General features: G+C 53.2%; 16 protein-coding genes and 1 tRNA gene. 5 read left to right on the top strand and 12 right to left on the bottom strand.

The genetic code is table 11. The annotated features are described in order from the left end of the window. Positions 1 to 72: 72 nt before the first annotated feature. The 8 genes from CRO74_RS25260 to CRO74_RS25295 all read right to left on the bottom strand — a co-directional run bounded on the left by CRO74_RS25260 (position 73) and on the right by CRO74_RS25295 (position 8,196). A tRNA-Pro gene (locus CRO74_RS25260) sits at positions 73 to 146 on the bottom strand. Positions 147 to 191: 45 nt separating this feature from the next. Further along, entirely contained in the window at positions 192 to 962 is a 771-nt protein-coding gene (locus CRO74_RS25265) for an alpha/beta fold hydrolase (protein ID WP_097130090.1), read from the bottom strand. Further along, positions 962 to 2,302: a family 1 glycosylhydrolase gene (locus CRO74_RS25270; protein ID WP_097130092.1), complete on the bottom strand. Its 1,341-nt coding sequence runs from the start codon at positions 2,300 to 2,302 to the stop codon at positions 962 to 964. The genes CRO74_RS25265 and CRO74_RS25270 overlap by 1 nt, the downstream gene beginning before the upstream one ends. Before the next feature lie 33 nt (positions 2,303 to 2,335). Continuing rightward, positions 2,336 to 3,916, bottom strand: coding sequence for a GMC family oxidoreductase (locus tag CRO74_RS25275; protein WP_097130541.1), 1,581 nt, complete (start codon positions 3,914 to 3,916; stop codon positions 2,336 to 2,338). Next, a complete protein-coding gene (locus CRO74_RS25280; protein ID WP_097130095.1) occupies positions 3,916 to 4,509 on the bottom strand; it encodes a gluconate 2-dehydrogenase subunit 3 family protein in 594 nt (197 codons plus the stop codon). The genes CRO74_RS25275 and CRO74_RS25280 overlap by 1 nt, the downstream gene beginning before the upstream one ends. A gap of 133 nt (positions 4,510 to 4,642) precedes the next feature. After that, positions 4,643 to 5,509 carry a glucose 1-dehydrogenase gene (locus CRO74_RS25285; RefSeq protein WP_097130543.1) on the bottom strand — a complete coding sequence of 289 codons (867 nt, stop codon included), beginning with the start codon at positions 5,507 to 5,509 and terminating at the stop codon, positions 4,643 to 4,645. Between the two features lie 147 nt (positions 5,510 to 5,656). After that, positions 5,657 to 6,121, bottom strand: coding sequence for a DUF2141 domain-containing protein (locus tag CRO74_RS25290; RefSeq protein ID WP_097130097.1), 465 nt, complete (start codon positions 6,119 to 6,121; stop codon positions 5,657 to 5,659). A 161-nt stretch (positions 6,122 to 6,282) separates the two neighbouring features. Continuing rightward, positions 6,283 to 8,196, bottom strand: coding sequence for a RecQ family ATP-dependent DNA helicase (locus CRO74_RS25295; RefSeq protein ID WP_097130099.1), 1,914 nt, complete (start codon positions 8,194 to 8,196; stop codon positions 6,283 to 6,285). Between the two features lie 161 nt (positions 8,197 to 8,357). Here CRO74_RS25295 and msrB point away from each other — a divergent pair, with 161 nt between their 5' ends. Together msrB and CRO74_RS25305 are read left to right on the top strand one after the other, a co-directional pair. Beyond that, positions 8,358 to 8,765, top strand: a complete 408-nt coding sequence (gene msrB / locus CRO74_RS25300) for a peptide-methionine (R)-S-oxide reductase MsrB (protein ID WP_097130101.1) — start codon at positions 8,358 to 8,360, stop codon at positions 8,763 to 8,765. 101 nt (positions 8,766 to 8,866) lie between these two features. Further along, the gene (locus CRO74_RS25305) at positions 8,867 to 11,566 is read left to right on the top strand and encodes a T9SS type A sorting domain-containing protein (RefSeq protein ID WP_245877981.1); all 2,700 of its coding nucleotides are present in this window, start codon (positions 8,867 to 8,869) and stop codon (positions 11,564 to 11,566) included. A 45-nt stretch (positions 11,567 to 11,611) separates the two neighbouring features. Here CRO74_RS25305 and CRO74_RS25310 read toward each other — a convergent pair whose 3' ends face one another. Continuing rightward, a complete protein-coding gene (locus tag CRO74_RS25310) occupies positions 11,612 to 12,712 on the bottom strand; it encodes an alginate O-acetyltransferase AlgX-related protein (protein ID WP_097130103.1) in 1,101 nt (366 codons plus the stop codon). Between the two features lie 28 nt (positions 12,713 to 12,740). Beyond that, positions 12,741 to 14,180 (bottom strand): MBOAT family O-acyltransferase, encoded by a 1,440-nt coding sequence (locus CRO74_RS25315; protein ID WP_097130104.1) that lies wholly within the window; start codon positions 14,178 to 14,180, stop codon positions 12,741 to 12,743. A gap of 291 nt (positions 14,181 to 14,471) precedes the next feature. On the opposite strand from CRO74_RS25315, the gene CRO74_RS25320 reads away from it, so the two are divergent. After that, positions 14,472 to 15,494, top strand: a complete 1,023-nt coding sequence (locus tag CRO74_RS25320; RefSeq protein WP_097130107.1) for a hypothetical protein — start codon at positions 14,472 to 14,474, stop codon at positions 15,492 to 15,494. A 114-nt stretch (positions 15,495 to 15,608) separates the two neighbouring features. Here the strand turns inward: CRO74_RS25320 and CRO74_RS25325 are convergent, their stop codons facing one another. Both CRO74_RS25325 and CRO74_RS25330 read right to left on the bottom strand, forming a co-directional pair. Continuing rightward, complete coding sequence (locus CRO74_RS25325; protein WP_097130109.1) at positions 15,609 to 16,247, bottom strand: hypothetical protein; 639 nt, start codon at positions 16,245 to 16,247, stop codon at positions 15,609 to 15,611. A 41-nt stretch (positions 16,248 to 16,288) separates the two neighbouring features. After that, positions 16,289 to 16,918 (bottom strand): MgtC/SapB family protein, encoded by a 630-nt coding sequence (locus CRO74_RS25330; protein ID WP_097130111.1) that lies wholly within the window; start codon positions 16,916 to 16,918, stop codon positions 16,289 to 16,291. 150 nt (positions 16,919 to 17,068) lie between these two features. Between CRO74_RS25330 and CRO74_RS25335 the strand changes: the two genes are divergently transcribed. Both CRO74_RS25335 and CRO74_RS25340 read left to right on the top strand, forming a co-directional pair. Beyond that, positions 17,069 to 20,074: an excinuclease ABC subunit UvrA gene (locus CRO74_RS25335; RefSeq protein ID WP_097130113.1), complete on the top strand. Its 3,006-nt coding sequence runs from the start codon at positions 17,069 to 17,071 to the stop codon at positions 20,072 to 20,074. A gap of 256 nt (positions 20,075 to 20,330) precedes the next feature. Next, a complete protein-coding gene (locus CRO74_RS25340) occupies positions 20,331 to 22,709 on the top strand; it encodes a sialate O-acetylesterase (protein ID WP_097130115.1) in 2,379 nt (792 codons plus the stop codon). Positions 22,710 to 22,719 lie beyond the last annotated feature (10 nt).

The raw sequence follows: 22,719 nt of genomic DNA on the forward strand, positions 1-22,719 counted from the left end.
TGAGAAGAGTGCCACCACCAAATCATGTTGTTAACCGAATGAATCATGTCTTTATACTTTTTCTTCCTTGTGTCGGGGTGGCGGGATTCGAACCCACGACCTCTACGTCCCGAACGTAGCGCGCTACCAGGCTGCGCTACACCCCGCCTTGCGGCCACAAATATAAAACCTTTGTTTTGTCCCGAACAAGACTAGCCTATTTTTTTCTGAATAAAAGTCGCCAGTTGATCCGGGATTTCCCATGGCAATAAGTGCCCGGCATTCTCTACCGTATCGAATGACGCATTTTTAAGGTAAGGCAACACCAGGCGGGTCTGTACGTCAGGCGGTAAAGCGCGGTCTTCGGTGCCGACGATGATGTGAACCGGAACGTTAATGTCCGCCATTCGCTCGGAAATATCTTCTTTGCTACCCGCCAGTAGCCAGGCATCCCAGGCTGGCTTGGCCGTTCGTAAATCGTCGGCGATGATCTGCTCGCGAACGGCTTCCGAAACAGGGGCTTCGGTGATGTTCTTTAAGGTTTTTTCGGCAGATGACCGTTTGCCGTGCCCCGTCAGCAGCTTCTCCCGCTCATCGTCGGGGATGGGTTCCGGTACGGGGGGCGAGGGCGAAACCAGCACCAGCGCCTGAAGGCCGGCGGGTTGCCGAGCGGCTACTGCCAGCGCCACTTTGCCGCTCATCGAATGCGCAACCAGTACATAGTCCTGTAAACCAAACAGATCAATCAATCCCAAAACATCATCGGCCATGTCATCGACGGCGTAGCCCGTTTTCGGAGCTTCTGAATTGCCGTGACCGCGTAGGTCAATGGCTACACAGCGATAGTCTCTTTCCAGGAGGTTCATCACAATTTCCCATTCTACAGCTGACCCGCCAAAATAGTGCAGAAAAACCAGTGGTAAAGATGCGCCAAGACCTTGCTCCAGCACGTTGAGATTGACACCGTTAGTTGCGTATTTCATCAGACCTGAACTTTAAGCCGGGCGGGCCGGTCGGTGAGTTCGAGGACTTCGCCATAAGGCACGACGGTGATCTGACCAAACTCATTGAGCAGACTTTTGTACGCTTCTGCTACCGGGCGTGGTTTACGGTCGAGGTCAAATAAGCCACACTCGTTGACGTGGTTGTTCAACTCGCCCAACTGCGAATCCCAGTCGATCTGGTCAATGAGGCTGTACCACGTAAAGCCCAGCACCGGCACCCCATCCCGACGCATTTTCATAACCCCAACCCATTGTTTGTAGAGCCAGATAGGCGCCTGGTCGGCTTCGAACACGTTGGTTTCCGTATGCATCACCGGCATACGGTAGCGTTCGTAGTAATCTTTGGTGATTTCGTACCAGCCCAGCACGTCCATCGAGGTTTGAATAGACCCATCGGCCAAGCGTATGCGCTCGTTTCGTCCGTAGTAATCGTTTCCCATGATCTGGTAGCCCGGCGGTTTTCCGGCCATGAACCAGTTGTATTCTTCGCGGCTCATGCCATTGTCCAGCAGGTACATACCTACCGTGGCCGAGGGTGGATTGGCATACAGCAGATCTAGCGACAAAAAGCGCAGTTCATTTTCCAGTGCTACCTGGGGCGAAGGCTTGGCATACAGTTCATGCGTGAATTCGGCACTTTCGCTCTGTACAATCACGCAGTCGTTCCGGCGTTTGGCAATCTGCTGATTGGCCATGATGCTGGCTGCGGCACAGTGCTTGAGTGCTGTAACAAAGCCTTTATCGGTTTTAAGCTGCTCATTCCAGACACCATCTTTCGCGCTGATTCGGGCCGTGACGTAGATTTCGTTGACGGGCGTGTAAAAACGCACCCATGGGTAGCGGTCGGCTACGGCTGCGGCATAGTCGGCGAAGTGAATGGGCAGTTCGGGATTCTGGAAGTTCTCGATCCAGTCGGGTACACCAAAATGCATGAGGTCCAGAATGGGCGTAATCTTGAGCCGTTTGATCTCGCGCATCACTTCATCGGCAAAGCTCCAGTCGAACTTTCCCGGTGCCTGGTGGATGCTATAATAGGGGAGACCATAGCGCAGCACGTTCAGCCCCATTTCTTTCACAAGCCCCAAGTCTTCCTTCCAGCGGTCGTAATGGCCGCACTCGCGCAACTGATCACGGCGCACCTTTCCTTTCTGAATAGTGGGATAAGAGCATTCGATGCCCGTGGCGAACATGAAATTGGCCGGGTTATCTTGTGGTGGACCGCTGCCGTCGTGGCCACCGGCCCCGCCAAACTGGTCGCCGTCATAATTGCCATCGCCGTATTTTTTCTTTATGATGTCGAGAAATCCTTTGTTTGCCATTTGTTGGGCGGGTGTTGATGATTAGAGCCCGCTTTATAATGCTGAGAGCGGGTTCCCACCCGCATTACGTAGAAACCTATCCGCCGTTCTCAACGCCACCGCCATGATGGTCAGAGCGGGGTTTACGCTCAAAGCGCTGGGGAATGTCGAATTGTCACTGATGTATAGATTCGGAATATCGAACGACTGGCCGTTGGCGTTAACAACGGCTGTTTCGGGGTTGTTGCCCATGCGGCAGGTGCCAATCACGTGGGCGTTTCGGGAGAAAGCCCAGATGTTTTTGGCTCCGGCAGCGGTCCAGATGTCCCGCATGAGCTTGTCGGCATGGGCGGTCATTCGTTTTTCGTTTTCGCCGTTGGTGAAATAGATACGTGGTTTGGGTAAGCCACGGATGTCTTTCTCGTCCGATAATTCGAGGTAGTTGTGGTCGTAGGGCAGGCAGTCGCCGAGGATGTTGATCCCCGCCACGTGGTTGTAGGCCAGTGCCGCCCGTTTTAACGCCTGCCCCCACAAACCCCGTCCTCGTGCCATCTGGGTCATGTAAGTAACCGGCATAACACCGATGGACTGAAGCAGGTATCCACCCGCAAAGTCGACCAGTCCGCCGTTATGATCTTTCGGGCGGTGGGTGTCTTCCGAAATCAGGGCACCGGGAATGCCTTTATACGGGCGAACATCTTCGTCAAATTCGCCCCAGATTTGCAGGCCGGGGTGCGCCATCACGTTTCGACCCACCTGTCCGCTGCTGTTGGCTAGTCCGTTGAGCAACAGGAGACGGGCCGTTTCAATCGTGCCTGCGCAGAGAAAAACATTTCGGCAGCGTTGCCGTATTTCCTGCCCGTTATGGATGTAGACAACCTCGCTGATTTTGCCGGACGCCGATTTGACCAACTGCGTTACGAAGCATTCCGGACGGATTTCGGCCCCATAATGAACCGCCAGCGGAATGTACGTAACGTCCATACTGGCCTTAGCCCCGATGTTACACCCCGCCTGGCAAAAGCCCCGATTCGCACAGGCGGGCCGGTGACCAACGCCTTCCTGATAATAACCCGCCGACAGAGCCGCGTTAGCCGCTGCTGATGTTTTTATCCCCAACTCTTTACAGCCTCGTTCCATTAGCTGACCAGCCCCGTTGATGGGCAATGGCCCTAGGGTGTACGATCGTTTTCGGGCTGGCCCCCAGGGGTAAACCGCCGGGCCGGAAACGCCCAAAAATTGCTCGACCTCTTCGTAATACGGTTCAATCTGATCAAAACCCATCGGCCAGTCGACACCAACCCCGAAATCAGTATGGAGTTGAAAATCATCGGGTTGGGCGCGGGGGGTGTAGGCCGTGTAATGCAGGGTTGAGCCGCCAACGCCCGTACCGGAATTGTTGCTGCCGAAGGGCAGAGGATCATTGCCTGCACTAAGCCGTTCGTCGTTCCAGAACAGCTTTTCCTGCGATTTTTCGTCGGTGGCAAAGTCACGCGCCGGGTTCCAGTGTGTACCGGCTTCGAGCGCCACAACGCTCAGGCCTGCTTTTGCCAGCCGGGCCAGCAGGGGAGCACCCCCCGCACCGGTGCCAATAATGACCGCGTCAACGGTTTCTGTAGTTGAGTAAGTTTTCATCATATGCCCTCCGCCCTCGGCTCGCGGTCTTCCAGTTGATTCAGGCCAATGCGTTGCCAGGTCGGGACATCGGCCATACCAACGTAGCCGATTTCTTCCTGCGCGAGGGGATGGCTGTAATAGTTTTCGGCTGCTTCGGTTAGTAGTTCTTCAAAAAAGCGGTCTGCGGGCAGTTGCTGCCAGATTTGGCCCGGTGCCTCATTCTTTTGAACGGCTCCGAGAAGAACGTCCTGCTGTTCCGTTGATAGACTTTGAAAGGACTGGCCAAATCGCAACAGAGCACTTTCGTCAATGCCTTTCAGACCCAGTTTGTAGGCGTCACCGTCGGCAGGCATAACGTCGTACCGCCAGCCATCGCCCTTATTTTCAGTTAGTCGTTTATCAATATTTCCTGCAATGTCGATCAATTGCTCGTGGTCGTCCTGCGGGATGAGCCGCCTGCATATAGCTTGCAAGAGGTCGCATTCCTGCGCCGTGAAAAATGTCGGCGGGTGCGAAGACGTGTTTAATCGCTCCGTCAGTTCCTGGCGTGTAGCCTCCGTGACCTGGTCAGTTTTAAGCAGGTCACGAACGGTGTTGGGTGGGTAGGGCATGATATAAGATGTAATATGTATAATGTATAATATAGGATGTACGTACCCACGGGCTTCAGCCCGTGTTTAGTTCATAGATTAAAAGAACACGGGCTGAAGCCCGTGGGTACGTACATCCTATATCATACATATTTTACCCCAGCTTGCCGCCGGTTACTTCCACAATGCTGCCGGTCATGAAACTGCCTTCACTGGAGGCCAGGAGCACATAGGCGGGGGCTAGTTCTTCGGGTTGGCCGGGGCGGGCGAGGGCTACCTCATGACCAAAGTTCTTGACTTCATCTTCGGGCATGGTGGCGGGAATGTTGGGTGTCCAGACGGGGCCGGGCGCTACGCAGTTGACCCGGATGTTGCGCTTACCGAGCTGGATCGCCAATGATTTGGTGAAGGCATGAATGGCCCCTTTCGTAGCGGTATAATCGACCAGAATCGGATTGCCCACAATGCCGACAATGCTGCCGGTGTTCACGATGGCGTCGCCTTCGTGCAGGTGCGGCAGAGCGGCCTGCGCCATGAAGAAATACGCCAGTATGTTGGTGTCGAAGGTGCGACGGAGCTGCTCTTCTGAAATGTCTTCCAGTTTCTCCTGCGCCATCTGAAAAGCCGCGTTGTTGACCAGAATATTCAGCTTGCCGTATTTATCCACTGTTTGCTGAACGGCGTCTTTGCAGGCGGCCGAACTCCGAACATCGGCCTGAATGACCAGACACGAACGGCCTTTGCTTTCGACCAGGCGCTTCGTGTATTTGGCATCATCGGTATTTTCGTTGTAGACAATGGCGACATCGGCTCCTTCCATCGCAAACGCAATGGCTACCGCCCGCCCAATTCCTGAATCAGCCCCGGTAATGATGGCTACTTTGTCGGTGAGTTTACCCGCTGGTTTGTAATTGGAAAGATCGCTGTCGGGGGCGGGGTTCATGTCCGACTGGCGGGCCGGGTAGGGCAGTTGCTGGCCGGGAATCTCTTTCGAGTCCGGCCGAAATTCAGTTGTTTCCATAAGATCGTCGAGTCGAGTGCTTTCCGCCAGGTTGGTGGCTGGTTTGAGCATGTTGAGATAAACGGACGTTCAACGGTTTTGTTATCGGGCACAAAAAAAGAGCCTTCTGTTAGGAAAGCTCTTGCTATTTTTTCGGTAACGAACGTGCTACAAACTCATCATGCCGACCTGAATCGTTTTGTTCTCGCCCAGGGTAAAGGCGCACTGGTCGAAGGTAGGTGGCCCCATGAGCATGGTCACGTTCGAGAAACCGAACGGCTCGGCAGGCATCTGACCCGAGAAATCCATTTTCTTATTGTCGTTCAGGTCCTGATAAACCCGAACGGCATACCGTCCCGGTTTCAGGCCGTCGAAATTTACCGTAACGTCGCCCGAAGCAGATACGTCGACCGTTGCTGTTGCGGCTGATTCGCCGTTGAACGTCTCGGCGTTATTTGCCAGACCGACATATAGTTTTCCTGCGCGTTTTTCGATGCCCGATATCACCGCTGTTAATTTGTAGGTAGTGGCTGTTGCCGATGTCGTTGAGGTCGTTTGTTGCGCCAGACAGGGTTTCGTGCTATTTCCGATGAATAAAGCGATGGTCAGGAGGGTGGTGATGATCGTTTTCATAATTTGTAGTAAAAGTTTGTGGCTATTGCCGTTTGTTTGACAGCACAAACATAACGGCCGCAAGAACCCGCAAAAAACGAAAGGGATGAACAGCAAACCTTTGGGATAAATAACAAAATGGAGGGCCGAATGGTAACCGGAGGGGCGTCTGGGAGCCTGTACTACCCCTGATTCAGCGTCAGATTGCCGTTTTTGTTGTACTGAATTTCTTCTTCGGCCAGCATTTGTTTCACTGTTTTGGCGAGGGTATCAGCGTCCATCTGGGCAAAATAATGCGACAGTTGTTTGGGCGATACACCGGGACCATTCGCCAGCGCCACGTAATCACGCACCTGCTCACGCACGGCCGACAAAGATGCTTCGGCCTTTTTCTTCTTCTTGATGCAGTTGTCGCAAATGCCGCAACGCTCGTCGGTTTTCTCCCCGAAGTACGCTTGCAGCAGGCGGGTACGGCACTGGGTTGGGTGTTCGGTGTACAGGATAGCGGCCTGTACTTTGCGCATTGCCAGCTCTTTCCGGCGGGCTAACTCCTGAAAGTTGATGGGCAGCGAACCCGCATCGTAGCGGGGCGTCAGAAAAGTGAGTTGAGGCTTGTCTTTCTGCTTTTCGTAAATAACCACATTGCGCTCGTGCAGTTGCAGGAGCAGGGTTTCGATCTCGGGCTGGTTAATCATAAATGCCCGCGCCAGCGCCGACTCCGAGATGGTGATGAAATCGGTGAATAACTCCCCGCCGTACATCCGAAGTAATAATTTCAGGAAGGAGTCGAAGCGTGGGTGCAGCACCTGAAACTCGTATAACTGCCGATTATCCAGTACAATCGTCAGCCGGGAGGGATGATAATAGTTTTCGTTCAGCTGAATAAATCCTTCGAGCTGAAGCTGTTTGAGCGCATAATGCGTTTCCTGCGGGGGCAGTTTGAACGTATTGGCAAACGCACTCAGGTCGAAATCGTAACTGCTGAACTCACCTCCGCCAACGGGCACGGCGGTATAATTGGCAATGGCCTGGTACACCCGGCGCAGCATCTCGACGGGTTGGTAAAGCTGCTCGGTTCGAAAGGTCAGGTTTTCGAGATCGCCCGCCGTGTACAGCATAACGGCATAGGCTTTTTGGCCATCGCGCCCGGCCCGCCCCGCTTCCTGATAATAGGCTTCAAGCGAATCGGGTACGTCGAGGTGAACCACCACCCGAACGTCGGGTTTGTCGATGCCCATCCCAAAGGCGTTGGTGGCAACTACCACCCGCGTCCGGTCCTGAATCCAGGCATCCTGTTTTTCGGCCCGTTGCTGAGTAGTGAGCCCGGCATGATAAAAATCGGCGGAAATTCCCTGCCGCACGAGCCATTGGGCTATGTTTTGGGTTTGTTTCCGGCTGCGGACGTAGACGATGGCGCAACCCGGTACGTTTTGCAGAACCCGCAACAGCCGGGCTTCTTTGTTCTCTTCCAGCACCGCCGAATACGACAGATTGGCCCGCGCAAACGATTGCCTGAATACCTGTGGGGTTTTTAAAGCCAATTTGTCAACAATATCTGTCTGCACATCGGGCGTGGCCGACGCGGTCAACGCAATGACCGGTGTATCAGGAATTAACTCCCGGAACTCGGCAATTTGCAGATAGGGCGGCCGGAAGTCGTACCCCCAGGCCGAAATGCAGTGCGCTTCGTCGACGGCCAGCAGGCAAACGGTCATCTGCTTCACCCGCTCGATGACCAGCTCGGTGCGTAGCCGTTCGGGCGACACGTAGAGGAATTTAGTGTTGCCGTAAATGCAGTTGTCGAGGGCGGTGTCAATCTCGCGGTAGTGCATACCGGAATAGATGGCTGCTGCCGGAATGCCCCGTCGGCGCAGTTGCTCCACCTGGTCTTTCATCAGCGCGATGAGGGGCGTTACCACAATGCAAACGCCTTTCATGGCCAGCGTGGGCACCTGAAAGCAAATGGACTTACCCCCACCGGTGGGCATCAGCACCAGCGAATCCTGCCGGGCCAGCACCGTGTTGACCACGTCTTCCTGCATAGGCCGGAAGTCGGAGTATCCCCAAAACTGCTGTAAAATCTGCCGGATGGTCAATGTCTTGCTGGTTTACTGTATTCAGTTTACACGAACGGCCAACGCCACGCACCGCCGTGAATCGAATAACTGGCTGCAAATTTACGGCGGGGAAAAGACAAATCGGTTGACTATGGGGTTTAGCTTTGCAAACAAAGACGTGAACACTAACGAGAAGAACCATGATTCAAAAAGTTATCAAGACGGACGAGGAGTGGCGGCAGCTACTAACACCGGAACAATATCGGGTAGCTCGCGGCAAAGGGACCGAGCGGGCATTTTCGGGCGAATACTGCGAAGCACACGACCCCGGCCTTTATGCCTGCGTGTGCTGCGGCACGGAGCTGTTCGAGTCGACAAACAAGTTTGAGTCGGGAACGGGCTGGCCAAGTTTTACGGAGCCTATCGAAGAAGAGCGTGTCCGACTCGAAAAAGATTACAGCTATGGCATGACCCGCGTTGAGGTGCTTTGTAATGTTTGCGATGCCCACCTAGGTCACGTGTTCAACGATGGCCCGCCACCGGGTGGCCTGCGCTATTGCCTGAACTCCGTATCGCTGGTACTCAAGCGAGCCGCCGACGTTGCCTGAATGCATAGCTAGGCGGGAATAGCGAGAATTTAGGTCTTGAGGGCCATTGGGTCGTATATACATCTTTTTGTTGCCATTGGTCGATTGATGTCGAAATTCGCATGTCGATCAATACGAACTTTCGTGGCCGAAAGATTTACAACGATATGAATTACTGGAATGTGTTCCGACTGACTTGCGCAATCGGATTCCTGGGGGCGCATCTGGGACTGGCGCAAACGACCGGTTCATCCTGGCTGCCCGAATCGGTCACGAAGCCGATAAGTCTGTCGATTCAGGGCAATAAAATTAGTTATTATTCAACGGGTCAGGATGGGTCGGGGCATGTTCCGGCACCGGCGTCGTTCCTTCGGCAAACCAGCACCAAACGGTACGCCGTCGCGGGCCGCCCGTTGGCACCTACGGCCCAATTTGTTGTCAATTACACAAACTTCACCGCCGAAGCCCGACGTGCGTTTCAATATGCCGTAGACATATGGTCGACATTGATTGTCTCGCCGGTGCCCATTCGGATTCAGGCGAACTGGGTCTCTCAGGAACCTAATTTACTGGGTTCGGCGGGTCCGGCGTCGTATCGGTATAGTTTTGATGGCAGTCAAAAAGTACGTGCGTTTTACCCGGTGGCCCTGGCCGAAAAAATTGCCCGTCGTGAATTGAATAGCCCAACGGACGCCGACATCGTCGCGGATTTTAACCGGAATAACAACTGGTATTACGGAACGGATGGCAAAACGCCCAAAGGACAAACCGACCTTGTAACGGCGGTGCTGCACGAACTGGCCCACGGACTTGGTTTCATTGGGTTCTTCAGCGTCGAAAGCGGCAAGGGCGATCAGGGGAATGGTCAGTATCTGGCCGACCTGCCGTCTGTTTACGATTGTTTCATCGAAAATGGGCTGCGAAAGCGGTTGATCACGTCGCAGGCCGATTACCCGAACAACTCGATTGCGCTGAACCGGCAGCTGACCGGGGGCGATTTGTACCTGAACGGAACGGTATTGCGCCAGACAAGCGGCCTCAAACTGAAACTGAACGCGCAGGCTCAGTTTGATCGGGCGGCCAATATTTACCATTTAAATGAGGATGCTTACCCCGCCGGTACCATAAACTCGTTGATGAGTGCCCGGCTGGCGCAGGGCCAGTCGATGCACACGCCCGGCCCGCTGGTGCTGGCATTCTTCGCTGACATGGAATGGAAAACGACTTCGGTCCTGCACCAGCCCGTGCTGAATGTTGAAGAGACGCGGGATTTCGTGTTCAGTGTACGGGTTATCAGCGACACCACCCTGACACCCGCTTCTGTTCGGTTATTCTACCGAAAAAGTGCGCCCACTGCTACCGATTCTGTCGCTACGGCCGTCTCGCCCGTTCGGGTGGGCAGTACCGATGAGTACCGGTATACCTTACCGGCCTCCCAGGCATCGGGCGACACCTGGTATTATTTTCAGGCGCAGGATGCATCGGGTCGTACGTTTACCAATCCGGGTAAGTTTACGACCGGGTCGCAAACCTGGCACCATATGCGGGTTGGTCCGGACAATGTACCGCCTGGTATTCAGTACAGCCCATCCAGATACAGTATTTTGTCGACAACGGTGGCGGATAGTTTGCCCATCTACGCCCGAATTGCCGACGATCGGAGTGGTATTGGGGCCGCTTATGTCGAATACCAGCTTAACGGTGTGGCCCAGCCCAACCGAGTGATGCGGTATGGTCGTCGGACGGTTAACAACATTATCTACGATAGTGTCTACTCGGCCCGGATTGACTTTCCCGCTAATTCGCTAAAGGCTGGGGATCGGATTGCGTATCGGATTGTCGCCAGAGATTCATCGAGGGCTAAGAACCAGCGGGTCAATCCGGCCACCGGATTTTATGAGTTAAGGGTTACTGCCCAACAGCCGGTGCGCGACCAATACATCAATACCTTCGATAATGTGGCTACCGCCAGCGATTTCGCCGGAGCAGGCTTCAGTATGGCTACGCCGGTAGGGTTTGGAACCGGGGCCATTCACTCTGAGCATCCCTATCGAAATGGTGCCGATTTTCAGGGGCAAAGTAGTATTGAGTATGTGTTGCTGTCGCCTATCCGGATAAAAGCCAACCCGGACAGCGCCGTCATTCGATTCGATGAAGTGGTTTTGGTAGAGCCTGGTAATCCCGGAAGCAAGCCCGGCGATGCTACCTTTTACGATTATGTGTTGGTTGAAGGCTCCACCGATAACGGCCGAACCTGGACGGCACTGGTTGACGCCTACAGTTCGGTCGATAAGATGGACTGGCTTAACGCCTATAAGGCCAGGCTAGTTTCTGGCCTAAATGGCGAGCAGAGCTCCGAAACGATGGGCGTTCCAGCCCTTTATCGGCATCGGGATATTCCTATCCTGAAAGCGGGTAGCCCTTTCCGGGCGGGTGACCAACTGCTGATTCGCTTCCGGTTGGTATCCGATCAACTGGCATACGGCTGGGGCTGGGCAATTGACAACCTTCGGATTCAGGCACCCCCCGCCCCGCTTGTACTAGCGGAGGAACCCGCTTCGGCAGGATTCTTTCAGGTTTACCCTAATCCGGTTACCAGCGGGGTGGTACAATTGAGTGCTGATCTAACTACCAGTATTGCGAACGTTCACTTGCGGATTATCAGCCCCACCGGGCAGGTATTACGTCAGCAGACGTTACGTGTTAGTGGCAGGAAAGTGCGAGAGCAACTTGATCTGAGTTACATGGCCTCAGGTTTATACATCTGCCAACTGTCCGTTGGCAATGCCGTCCTGACGCAGAAAGTTGTGCTGGTGAATTAGTTGATTGTACAACGGATTGGTAATCCGTTGTACAATAACCACTCACTAAAAAGTAGCTAGTTGATTGATATTGCGCTCTACTACTTCAATCACCACAATGGTTGGCTTCTCCGCTTTTATAACCGCAGGGTCCAGGTAGCGGCCCCTGATAAAGTAGGATTCGCGGAAGTAGCCGGGCAAATAATTCATAAGCCCGTGACTAAAGGAGTCGCCGATGACCAACAGACGCCCCGTACCCGGTCCAGAAAATCGGGTGGACGGGTAGCCTAGTTCTTCATTCGGAATAAGCGCCGTTTGCCGCCCGGCCCGGCCTGGGAGGGGCTTTATATAATAATAGATAGGGTCTTTCTGCTCGTCCTGAAGGGTAAGCATCGTGGTCAGGTCACCGGCCCCGCCCAATTGCTTTTCTATATGATAATCCGACAGCAGAACGGGAGGTATAGCCGGATGCTCCTGCCGAATCCGGTTCAGCAGGGTTGCGCTGCCAATCAGGGTTCCGTATTCGTTCCAATGGGTATCGGTTTGGTAGTAGACTACATGCTCCCGTTTGGCGACCCAAAGCGTATCCCGAATGTCGACAAAGCGAAGATTGGTCTGCGCAATTACCTGCTTGAGCACATCCAGACGCGAAGGATCTGTACTTTGCTGTAAGTGGTCGGGCAGGTATTCGGGGTAGATCGTGTGCGAGTCGGGAGCCACCAGAATATAGAGTTGGGCACCCTGCCGGGCCAGTTCCTGCTGTCGCTGCATCAGATGGCTGGCAATGCGCCGGGCCGAATCCAGCGAAAGTGGTTGGAGGCCCCGGTGCTGGTCGATAACCTTGTTGTAGCTGTTGCCCAGATACAGCCAGCCATTTTTGCCAACGACTACCTTTTCGGGCAGGGGCGATTCGCCCAGCACATTGAATTTCCAGCGGCTATACACGTAAAACAGCGCATTCCGCCAGCCGAAATTCTCCTTGTAGTAGCGGTCGAATTGTTTGACAAAGCTACGCAGATGCGGAAAATTCAGCGCGGGCATCTTGTTCAGTTCCCGGTTTTCGGTACTGCTGAATCGGGACGACAGACCGAGCAGTTGATCGAGCGTCGGAAGGATAAGAAAAAGTGAAAAAACGACAGCGATTATACGGGTGCGGCTGCTATTCATAGTGTCTTTCGGTAGCTATAACTGACCCTTAAAAGCGGAAATAGATGAACGGATTATAGGTATCGGCAGCCAGATACATAACGGCTAATACAAACAGGCTAAACAAACCTGCTACATACAGCGAGTTGATGAGCGACCCGATTGGGGCCAGCCGGGCGGTCAGGCGCTCCATGCCCCGCTGAAAATGAGGATAAACGGGCGTTGTCAGGACAAGGCCAATCAATAGTGAAACGATTAATTCAGGCTGTAAAAAATAAGTGAGCGGATAAGCCATGACCGTCGTGGACTGAATGCCTAGCCCCAGCATCTTCTGTAAGAAGTGGATAGCCTCGGGTAAGGTCTCGACCCGGAAAAACACCCAGCCAACCAGCACGACCAAAATCGTGTAGCCATGCGCGATGGGGGGCCATGCACGCTCCAGCCGCTTGCCCAGTCCCGCCCGCTCGATCAGCAGAAACAAGCCGTGAAACAAGCCCCAGATGATAAAATTCCAGCTCGCTCCGTGCCATAATCCAGTTACAAAGAACACAATAAGCAGGTTGCGATAGGTTCGCAGTTTGCTGGCCCGGCTGCCACCCAATGGGATGTACACATAATCGCGAAACCAGCTCGACAGCGAAATATGCCACCGACGCCAAAAGTCCTGAATGGACCGGGCCACGTAGGGATAGTTGAAGTTCTCTTTAAAGTCGAACCCGACCATTTTGCCCAGACCAATGGCCATATCGGAGTAGCCCGAGAAGTCGAAATAAATCTGGAGCGAGTACGCTACAATGCCCAGCCAGGCGGTTGCGGTACCGTAGCTGGTAGCGGGAGCATTGAAGACGGTATCGGCCAGACTGGCGAAGGTATTAGCCAGCAGTACTTTCTTGGCCAGCCCCAGAATGAACCGCTCTGCCCCGATACCAAACTTCTCTATCGTGGTAGATCGATCCGCCAGTTCGGGGGCAATATCCGCGTAACGGACAATTGGTCCGGCGATCTGGTGCGGAAACATGGCTACGTAGGTGCCGTAATCCAGAAAGCTCCGGTTGGCTTTTATGCGTCCCCAGTAAATATCGAGTGTGTAGGAAATGCCCTGAAACGTGTAAAAGCTAATACCAATTGGCAAGGCAATGTGCCCCAGTGTCAGGCTTTGGCCAATTGGCAAGGCAAAGATTTCGGCCGTGCCCCGGATGGAGTCGACGAAGAAATTAGCGTATTTGTAATAAAATAGCAGGGATAGACTGCCGATGAGCGATACCCATAAGCCCGTCTGGCGACGGCCCTGTTCAATCAGGCGACCTGCTACGTAATTCACTAATGCTGAAAGTAAAAGCACCAGAACAACTGGTCCTTCGCCCCAGGCATAAAAGAGTAAGCTTGCAAAAAACAGAAAGGTGTTATGCCAGCGCTTCGGCAATAGATAATAAATAACTAAGAAGGAGGGCAGGTACAGAAATAAAAATATTGCTGAACTAAACAGCATAATCGTTACGGATAGGGATGGGCGTAAATTTACATGTTTTGCAGTATACGAGGGCTACTGCTGGTGGAGCGCTGTAGAACTATAGCTAGTTGAACCCGAGAACGTCCATGAGCAAATATACTATAAATACACAATTATAGGCCTTCTGACTACTATAGACCGCTTTACCGGTAAAAAACTGCTAATAGTAGATGTTTATTGTTTGTACTGCTTTATGGTAGGCACTAGCCTAAACAGCATGATTGCCAAATGGGTTAATAACGTAAGAGAAGCTAATATCTGTGGTTGCTTATGCCTGATTTTTTCATTCCCAAACTATGCGTGCTGGTTCTGTTGATCGCTGTAATCGGCTGTACCCGAGACTACCCATCGCTGGATGGACCGCGCGTTGTGGCTGTTACTCCGCCAGCATCAACTACACCGGGGAGCAGCAGTACTAGTTCGCCCGGTTCATCGACCGCTGTTCCACCAGCTCCCTTTGATACACTCAAAGTGTCACCCCCTCGTTTTTCGCCCGATGGCGGTACGTTTTACCTGAATACCCCCGTACGCTTAATCGCCGACACCCTGCCTGCCGGAGCTGTAATCGAGTATTCGCTGGATAACGGCAGTAACTGGCTCACCGGCGATCAGTTCACCGTAGCTACGGGGGGAACGGTACTTGCCCGGATTCGGGCGGGTAGTAAGCTGTCTATCAGCCGGGGGGCTTCGTTTGCGCTCTATTTTAAACGGATGTTGATTCTGGGCAACAGCATTATGAGCCACGGCCCGGTGCCTGATTTAGGCTGGTTCAATTTTAACGGTATGGCCGCTTCGGCACCCGAAAAGGATTTCGTTCACCTGTTAACGGGTCGGTTGCGGGCGCTTTACCCCACCATCACCGTGGACCTGGAATCGGGGGGAGGTTTTGAACGGGATTTTGGAACGGCAGCGTACAGCATCGATGAATTTACACCCATCCTGCAACGGGTCAAGCCCGATCTGATCGTGTTGCGGATTGGCGAAAATATTGATCAGGAGCTGGTTGCACCGCGTAATTTTGAAAAGCAGTTTCGGGAGCTTCTCGATTTATTAGCTAACTATGGCCAGCCGGTAAGACTTGTCTGTACAACCAGTGTTTGGAATAAACCTAAGTCCGACGCTATAGTCCGGGCTGTTACTCTGGAAAAAGGACATGCCCTTGTCGATTTAAGCCCACTGGTAGGGCAGGGGGGCTACTTCGCCAGCCAGTATAAGGACCCCGGCGTAGCGGCTCACCCTAACGATGCCGGTATGCAGCGCATTGCCGATCTGATCTGGGAGAAGATTCAGTGATGGTTTATTAATTACAGATTGTTAACCGCAGAGTACACAGAGAAATCCGCATGGAAACCTCTGTGCGCTCTGTGGTTAACAATCCTATGGGTTCACAAATGTGCGGGTATCGACTTAAAAGAACGATAGCCGCAGTACAAAGGGACTACCGTAAATCAAATTAGATGCGCCCGTATTTGAGTAATTCAAATTATACAGGGCCGTTAAGTTGACGCCAAATCGTCGGGAAATAGGCTGTGAGTACGTTACACCTACCAGGGGTGCTGTCATGCTATACGTAGCGGGTGCTGGTAAGCCGGGCTGCTCAAATTTGTCTTTTATAGTCGTACTCTCAACCTCACCGTGTAAATACAGGTTCGGCAGAATGGATGGAATGAACTCGTACATCAAAAAGCCCCGTCCGCCATATTGGTTAAGTGTTCGATACGGAACTGTAGTGTTTGTGCTCGTATATGCTTTGTAACGCGTGTATGTGTAACTGCCACCAAGCCCGACAATCAGCCGTTCGGTAGCCTGATAGGCAACAACCGGCGAAACGCCCAGGCTGAATGGATTACCGAAACGAAAGCCATTGATGCCGCCACCAAACCGCAACCGCTGGCCAAACGGTAAGGGTCGGCCTTCCGGCGTTTGGGTCCGAAGCGGGTCTTTGCCCTGATCCCGGCGGTCGTCGGGATCTTCGGTAAGTTGGCCAAAAGCCATACTGCTGGTTAATAAAGCCGTAATAAAGAGTAACTTTTGGATATGATTCATGGTGTTTTAGGCGATATAATAACTCTGTGTACATAACGAAATCAGAAGGTAAATTCTTTTACCTCGGGGTCTCTCAACAAACGTTTAATGCACTTTTCATGGTTCTGCTCGGAACCGCTAACCCGCCAGTTGCCAATAATTTCGGCCCCGATGCGCTGTTGCTGGTTGCGAGTCGATTTGAGCTTGAACTCACTAAAAAGGTCTTCGTACTGCTTCAGCGTCTTGTTGTGAAATGCTGTTACAATCTTATAATCACGCGTTTGGTTCATTTTCTGGATGCGGCTCGATAACCCCTGTAACACGAGCAACGACCCAAGGATAAAGACGAACCCGATCACGGCAAGGTCGTAATGGCCCGAACCCACGCACATGCCCAGTGCCGACACCGCCCAAACGGTAGCGGCTGTGGTAAGTCCCTTGATCCGGTTGTCTTCCCGAAAAATAATGCCCGCCCCCAGAAAACCAATCCCGTTTACAATATTAGCTGCAATGCGGTCGCCGGTGCCGCCAATACGACCCGAAATCATCGTAAACAGGGCGGAGCCTACGCAAATCATGATCATCGTGCGTAACCCGGCCGACTTGCCGGTATACTCGCGCTCGGCACCTATGGTTCCGCCAATAACCAGCGCAACGATCAGGCTAATAAGGTCTTCCTGCGTAAACTCCATTTCTTTCGTTACTCAATACGGCATTAAACCGACTCCTGTTGCAAAGCAGATTATTATTAGGCTCCCCGGCCCGTTTTAACCAGTCAGGAGAAACCATATTCTGAAATAAACCGTTAAAATCTAGATAGAGTTTACCCTCATTACTTCAGAATGACTCAGACTACGGAAACCGAACGCTTTAGTTCCGTTGACCAGCTCGACCCCAAACAGTTCATTATTATTAAAGGGGCGAAAGTACATAATCTTAAAGGAATTGATGTTGCTATTCCACGCAACAAATTAGTTGTCCTGACCGGGCTGTCTGGTTCCGGCAAGTCATCGCTGGCGTTCGATACGCTCTTTGCCGAAGGCCAGCGGATGTACGTCGAAAGCCTGAGCAGCTACGCCCGGCAGTTTCTGGGGCGGATGGAAAAGCCCGAGGTCGAGTACATCAAGGGGGTGTCGCCCGCTATTGCCATCGAGCAGAAAGTATCGACCCGCAACCCCCGCTCAACAGTAGGCACCTCCACTGAAATTTACGATTACCTGAAGCTGCTCTTCGCCCGATCGGGAACAACCTACTCGCCTGTTTCGGGTCACGAAGTTCGAAGGGATACGGTTACGGACGTTGTCAACTTTATGTATGCGTATGAGGCTGGTCAGCGGGTGATGATCATGGCACCCTTGCGCATCCGCGAAGACCGAACACTGCCCTACGAACTCAATATCCTGCTCCAGAAAGGCTACACCCGTATTGTGGCGGATGGCCGGGTAGTGCAGATCGAAGATATTTTGGAGAATGAAGAGTTGCGAGTTAAGAATGAAGAATACAACAGTGAGTATGCTTCACTCTTAACAGATCACGCTTCACTGGCTTCACTCGAAATCCTCGTTGATCGCGGAACGGTGCTGTATGATGACAATGGTAATCCGGATGAAGACAACCAGTACCGTTTCTCAGACTCCGTACAAACGGCGTTCAGCGAAGGAGAAGGCACTTGCCGGGTGGATGTTGTGGGCAAAGAGTCGCGGGTTTTCTCCGATAAGTTTGAGCTCGACGGGATTATCTTCGAAGAGCCAAGCGTAAACCTGTTTACGTTCAACAATCCCTACGGGGCCTGCCGCCGGTGCGATGGCTTCGGCAAGGTACTGGGTATCGACCCGGACCTGGTCGTTCCCGATAAAAATCTGTCGGTCTTTGAAGGGGCCATTGCGCCCTGGCGGAGCGAGAAAATGAGCGAAGAGTTTTTGAAACCACTGCTCAAAAACGGAATCCGGTTCGATTTCCCGATTCATCGCCCGTACAAAGACCTTACGCCCGCCGAGCAGGAGCTGCTCTGGACCGGAAATAAGTATTTCGACGGAATCAACTCATTCTTTGCCTTCGTCGAAAGCCAGACGTTTAAGGTGCAGTATCGGGTGATGCTGTCGCGCTATCGGGGCAAAACGACCTGCCCGGAATGCCGGGGCTCGCGGCTGCGGAAGGATGCGGGCTACGTAAAAGTAGGCGGGAAGTCCATTACCGACCTTGTGCTGCTGCCGCTGACGCACGTTACGGCGTTTTTTAAAGATCTGGAACTGCCCGCACACCAGCAGCAGGTAGCCAACCGAATACTGATCGAGATCCGTAACCGGCTGGATTACATGGAGCGCGTTGGGCTGGGCTACCTGACACTTAACCGTCTGACCAATACGCTGTCGGGGGGCGAATACCAGCGCATCAAGCTGGCTACGTCCCTTGGCTCGGCGCTGGTGGGTTCCATGTACATTCTGGACGAACCTAGTATTGGGTTACACCCCCGCGATACCCAGCGGCTGGTGAGTGTTCTGGAAACCCTCCGCGACATGGGCAACACCGTGATTGTGGTGGAGCACGAGGAAGAGGTCATGCGTGCCGCCGACCAACTCATCGACATTGGCCCCGACGCCGGTTCGCTGGGTGGGCACCTCATGTTTCAGGGGACATGGCAGGATATTAAGGAGTTAGGAGCGAGGAGCGAGGAGCGAGGAGTTGCTGACGCCGGTCCGCCGGTGCGGTCAGCAAAAACGGATGCGTCAGCAACTCCTCACTCCTCGCTCCTCGCTCCTAACTCCTTCAAAAATTCACATACCATCGACTTCCTTACGGGGCGGGAAACCGTTCCGGTGCCGACTTTCCGGCGGAAGGCGACTAGCTTTATCGAACTGAAGGGCGCTCGGGAGAATAACCTCAAGAGTGTGGACGTGCGGTTTCCGCTCAACACGCTAACGGTTGTAACGGGCGTGTCGGGTTCGGGTAAGAGTACGCTGATCCGAAAAGTGTTGTTCCCGGCCCTGATGCGGCAACGGGGCGAAGGCACCGAAGAGGCCGGTAAATTTGACAGTCTCGGCGGTTCGCTCGACCGGATTTCGTCGGTTGAAATGATCGACCAGAACCCAATCGGTAAATCGAGCCGGTCGAATCCGGTTACGTACATCAAAGCCTACGATTACCTCCGGCAGGTAATGGCCGACCAGCCCGTATCGAAATCGCGCGGGTACAAGCCCAGCCATTTCTCATTCAACGTCGATGGCGGGCGCTGTGAAGTATGCCAGGGCGAGGGCGAAGTAAAGATCGAAATGCAGTTCATGGCCGATATTTACCTCAAGTGCGAAGGCTGTGGCGGCAAACGCTTCAAGCAGGAAGTGCTGGAGGTAACGCTGCATGACAAGAACATTTCGGGCATCCTGGACATGACCGTCGACGAGGCCATTGAGTTCTTCCGCAAAGTCGACAACAAAATGGCGGATAAGCTCCAGCCGCTGCAGGATGTAGGACTAGGGTACATCGGTCTGGGACAGTCGGCTAATACGCTGTCGGGTGGAGAAGCCCAGCGCGTAAAATTGGCATCGTTCCTGGGCAAAGGAAACCCGAACAAAGGGAGCACGTTGTTCATCTTCGACGAACCCACAACGGGGCTGCACTTCCACGATATTCGTAAATTACTATCGGCCATCAACGCGCTGGTCGATCAGGGCGACTCGGTCATCATCATCGAGCATAACATGGAAGTCATCAAAAACGCCGACCATATTATCGACATCGGTCCCGAAGGTGGCGAAACGGGGGGCTATATCACCTTCACCGGCACACCCGAAGAGATGGTAAAGCTGGACGACAGCAACCACACTGCCCGTTACCTTAAAGGAAAAGTGTAGTTATTCAGTTAATGAAGTTTCCTGTAAGGCTGAATAAATAACTCACTTATTCAGCCTTACAGGAAACTCTTTTTTTGCCTACATGACCACTTGGTAAAATAGATTTCAGAAGGTTTTTATGAAGCCTCTAACACTGAGCACATTAAATCAATTAGTTGTAGTAGTTAATCGGCAGAAAGTGAATCGGTAGGTTTTTACTTAGCCTTCTAGCCGATCTTTCCCGTATTTTCACGGTAATTTTATCTACCCACCGCGAATGCTTACGTTTTTTAGATGGGCTGTTTTGCTCATTGGCTGGCCATTGATGGCTACGGCTCAGCTTCAGATTTCTCACCCGATGGCTCGGCTTGTAGTGCAGCGTGGGACCGATGGTAACGGTCGATTGTATTTGTCCGGACGGTTTACCGGAACGGTAGACCGGGTTGAGGCCCAACTAACGCCCGCTGTGGCTGGTCAGGGAGTAGCTACGGCCTGGCAAACGGTGCAAACGGCACCTACCAATAACCTTTTTCTGGGCTATATTACGGCTACCGGGGGCTGGTATGTGCTCACTGTACGTACGCTCGTGGGCAGCACCGTCGTCGAACAGGCCAGCGTACAGCCGGTTGGCATTGGCGAAGTGTTTATTACGGCGGGGCAATCGAACTCGCGTGGGCTGGGTATCGGCGATAATGACCTCGGTACCAATACCGACCGCGTCAATGCCATCGATTCCATCAACCACTATTATCCCCAGCCGCCTTCGTTACCGGCCCTGATTTCGTCCGGCGACCCGATGCCGGTGCCCCGGTATAAAGCCCTTACGGCCACCCGGCGAATTTTTCCAATGGCCGAAAGCTCCTGGGGGTGGGGCGAACTAGGCGATTACATTGTGAATCGGTACAATGTGCCCGTTGCGTTTTATGTGGCTGGCTGGGATGCGTCGACCATAGATAACTGGTACCAGACGGCCAATGGCGTAGCCGCCTGTAATGCCTATTACTGCGTTGGTGGCGACTGGCCCAACTTACAGCCTTACACCAACCTGAAAAATGTGCTTCGCTATTATGGGTCAGTAGCTGGTGTTCGGGCTGTTTTGTGGCATCAGGGCGAGGCCGAAGGGGATATTTCGGCGTCGAGCATTCCTAATTATGCCAATCAGCTTCGGGCCGTTATCGCTAAATCGCGATCCGATTTTAACGGGTGGAGTATGCCGTGGATGGTGGCCCGTGTATCGTTTAACGGTCGCATTACCTATCCGGATGTCGTGACTCAGCAGCAGGCCGTAATCGATACGCCCGGATTCAATGTTTTTCAGGGGCCACTCAACGATACTATTCAGAACCGGGCTGCGGGGACGGTTGATGGGCACTTTCGTAATGTGTCGCGTTTGTCGCCCCATCCGCAGTACTACCTGAACAAGCCCATTCCAGCCAACATGGGTCTGTCGCGGTTTGCCCGAAACTGGAGCAACAGTCTCAACAATTCATTTTTTCAGAATGCCCAGCCCATTACCCCGGCCCAGTTTGCCGTAACCGGTAATGTAGCGGCTTATGTACCGCCCGGCGCAACGATTCCCGTTTCGTTTTCTACGCTGGGTACATTCAAGGCCGATAATAAATGGGAGGTACAGTTGCTGGATTCCCTAGGCCAATACATGAGTGTGCTTGGGACCGGTACCAGCAGCCCAATCAGTGTGACATTGTCCAGTTCTCTCCAAAGCGGCCGGTATCAAATGCGGGTGGTGGCCTCATCGCCAGCCATGCCCGGCGTGCCCTCCAACCTTTTTCTGCTGACAAACAAGGCCGATGTAAATCTGACGATGGGCATTGATCAGCGAACGCCGGAGGTCAACAAACCCGTAAGCGTAAGTCTGGCCGTTCGGAACGAGGGGCCGGGTCTGGCCAGAAGCGTTGTTGTACGCAACCGCCTTCCTGCCAACCTGACGTTCGTTTCATCGAGTGATTTTACGCTAACCGGAGCGGTCCTCACCAGTGCCGCCATCGACATCATACCGGGTGCAACCCGAATGCTGAGTTTTACGGCAAAACCTACACTGGCCGGTACCTTTCAGAATGCAGCCGAAATATCGAGTTCTGCCAGTGTCGACACGGATAGCCAGCCCAACTCCGGCACAGGCGATGGGCAGGATGATGCCGCTGAACTGGATTTTCGGACTCGTCAAACCAGTTCAGCCGTATTTATATCGCCCAACCCCAACCAGGTGCCTTTGCCCACCGTCAGCAGTAATCAGCCCACTCCCGATCCGGCAAAAGCCGATGTGAGTATTGCTCTGTCTGTCAATAATCGGACACCGACTATTGGCGATACCATTTTGTATACGCTAACGGTAACGAATCAGGGCGGATTAACGGCAACCGGCTTAAGTATGTCTGCTTATTTGCCAGCGGGACAAACATTCGTTCCGGGCGATGATTTTATACTGTCTGGCGGCAGTCCGGTCGTTGGAGTGAGCAGTTTAGCAATGGGTAGTAGTCGCGCGCTTCGTTTTCGGGCCAGCGTTACCGCTGTTGGCAGGGGCGTCTGTTCCGCTCAGGTAGTAATCGCCAGCGTACCCGACCCAGATTCTATGCCGGGTAATGGTATAACCAATGGCGAAGATGATACGGCGCAGGTTGATGTACGCGTGAGGTGATTTTTCCTGC

Origin of the sequence: Spirosoma fluviale (genome assembly GCF_900230225.1) — a bacterium.
GTDB lineage: Bacteria > Bacteroidota > Bacteroidia > Cytophagales > Spirosomataceae > Spirosoma > Spirosoma fluviale.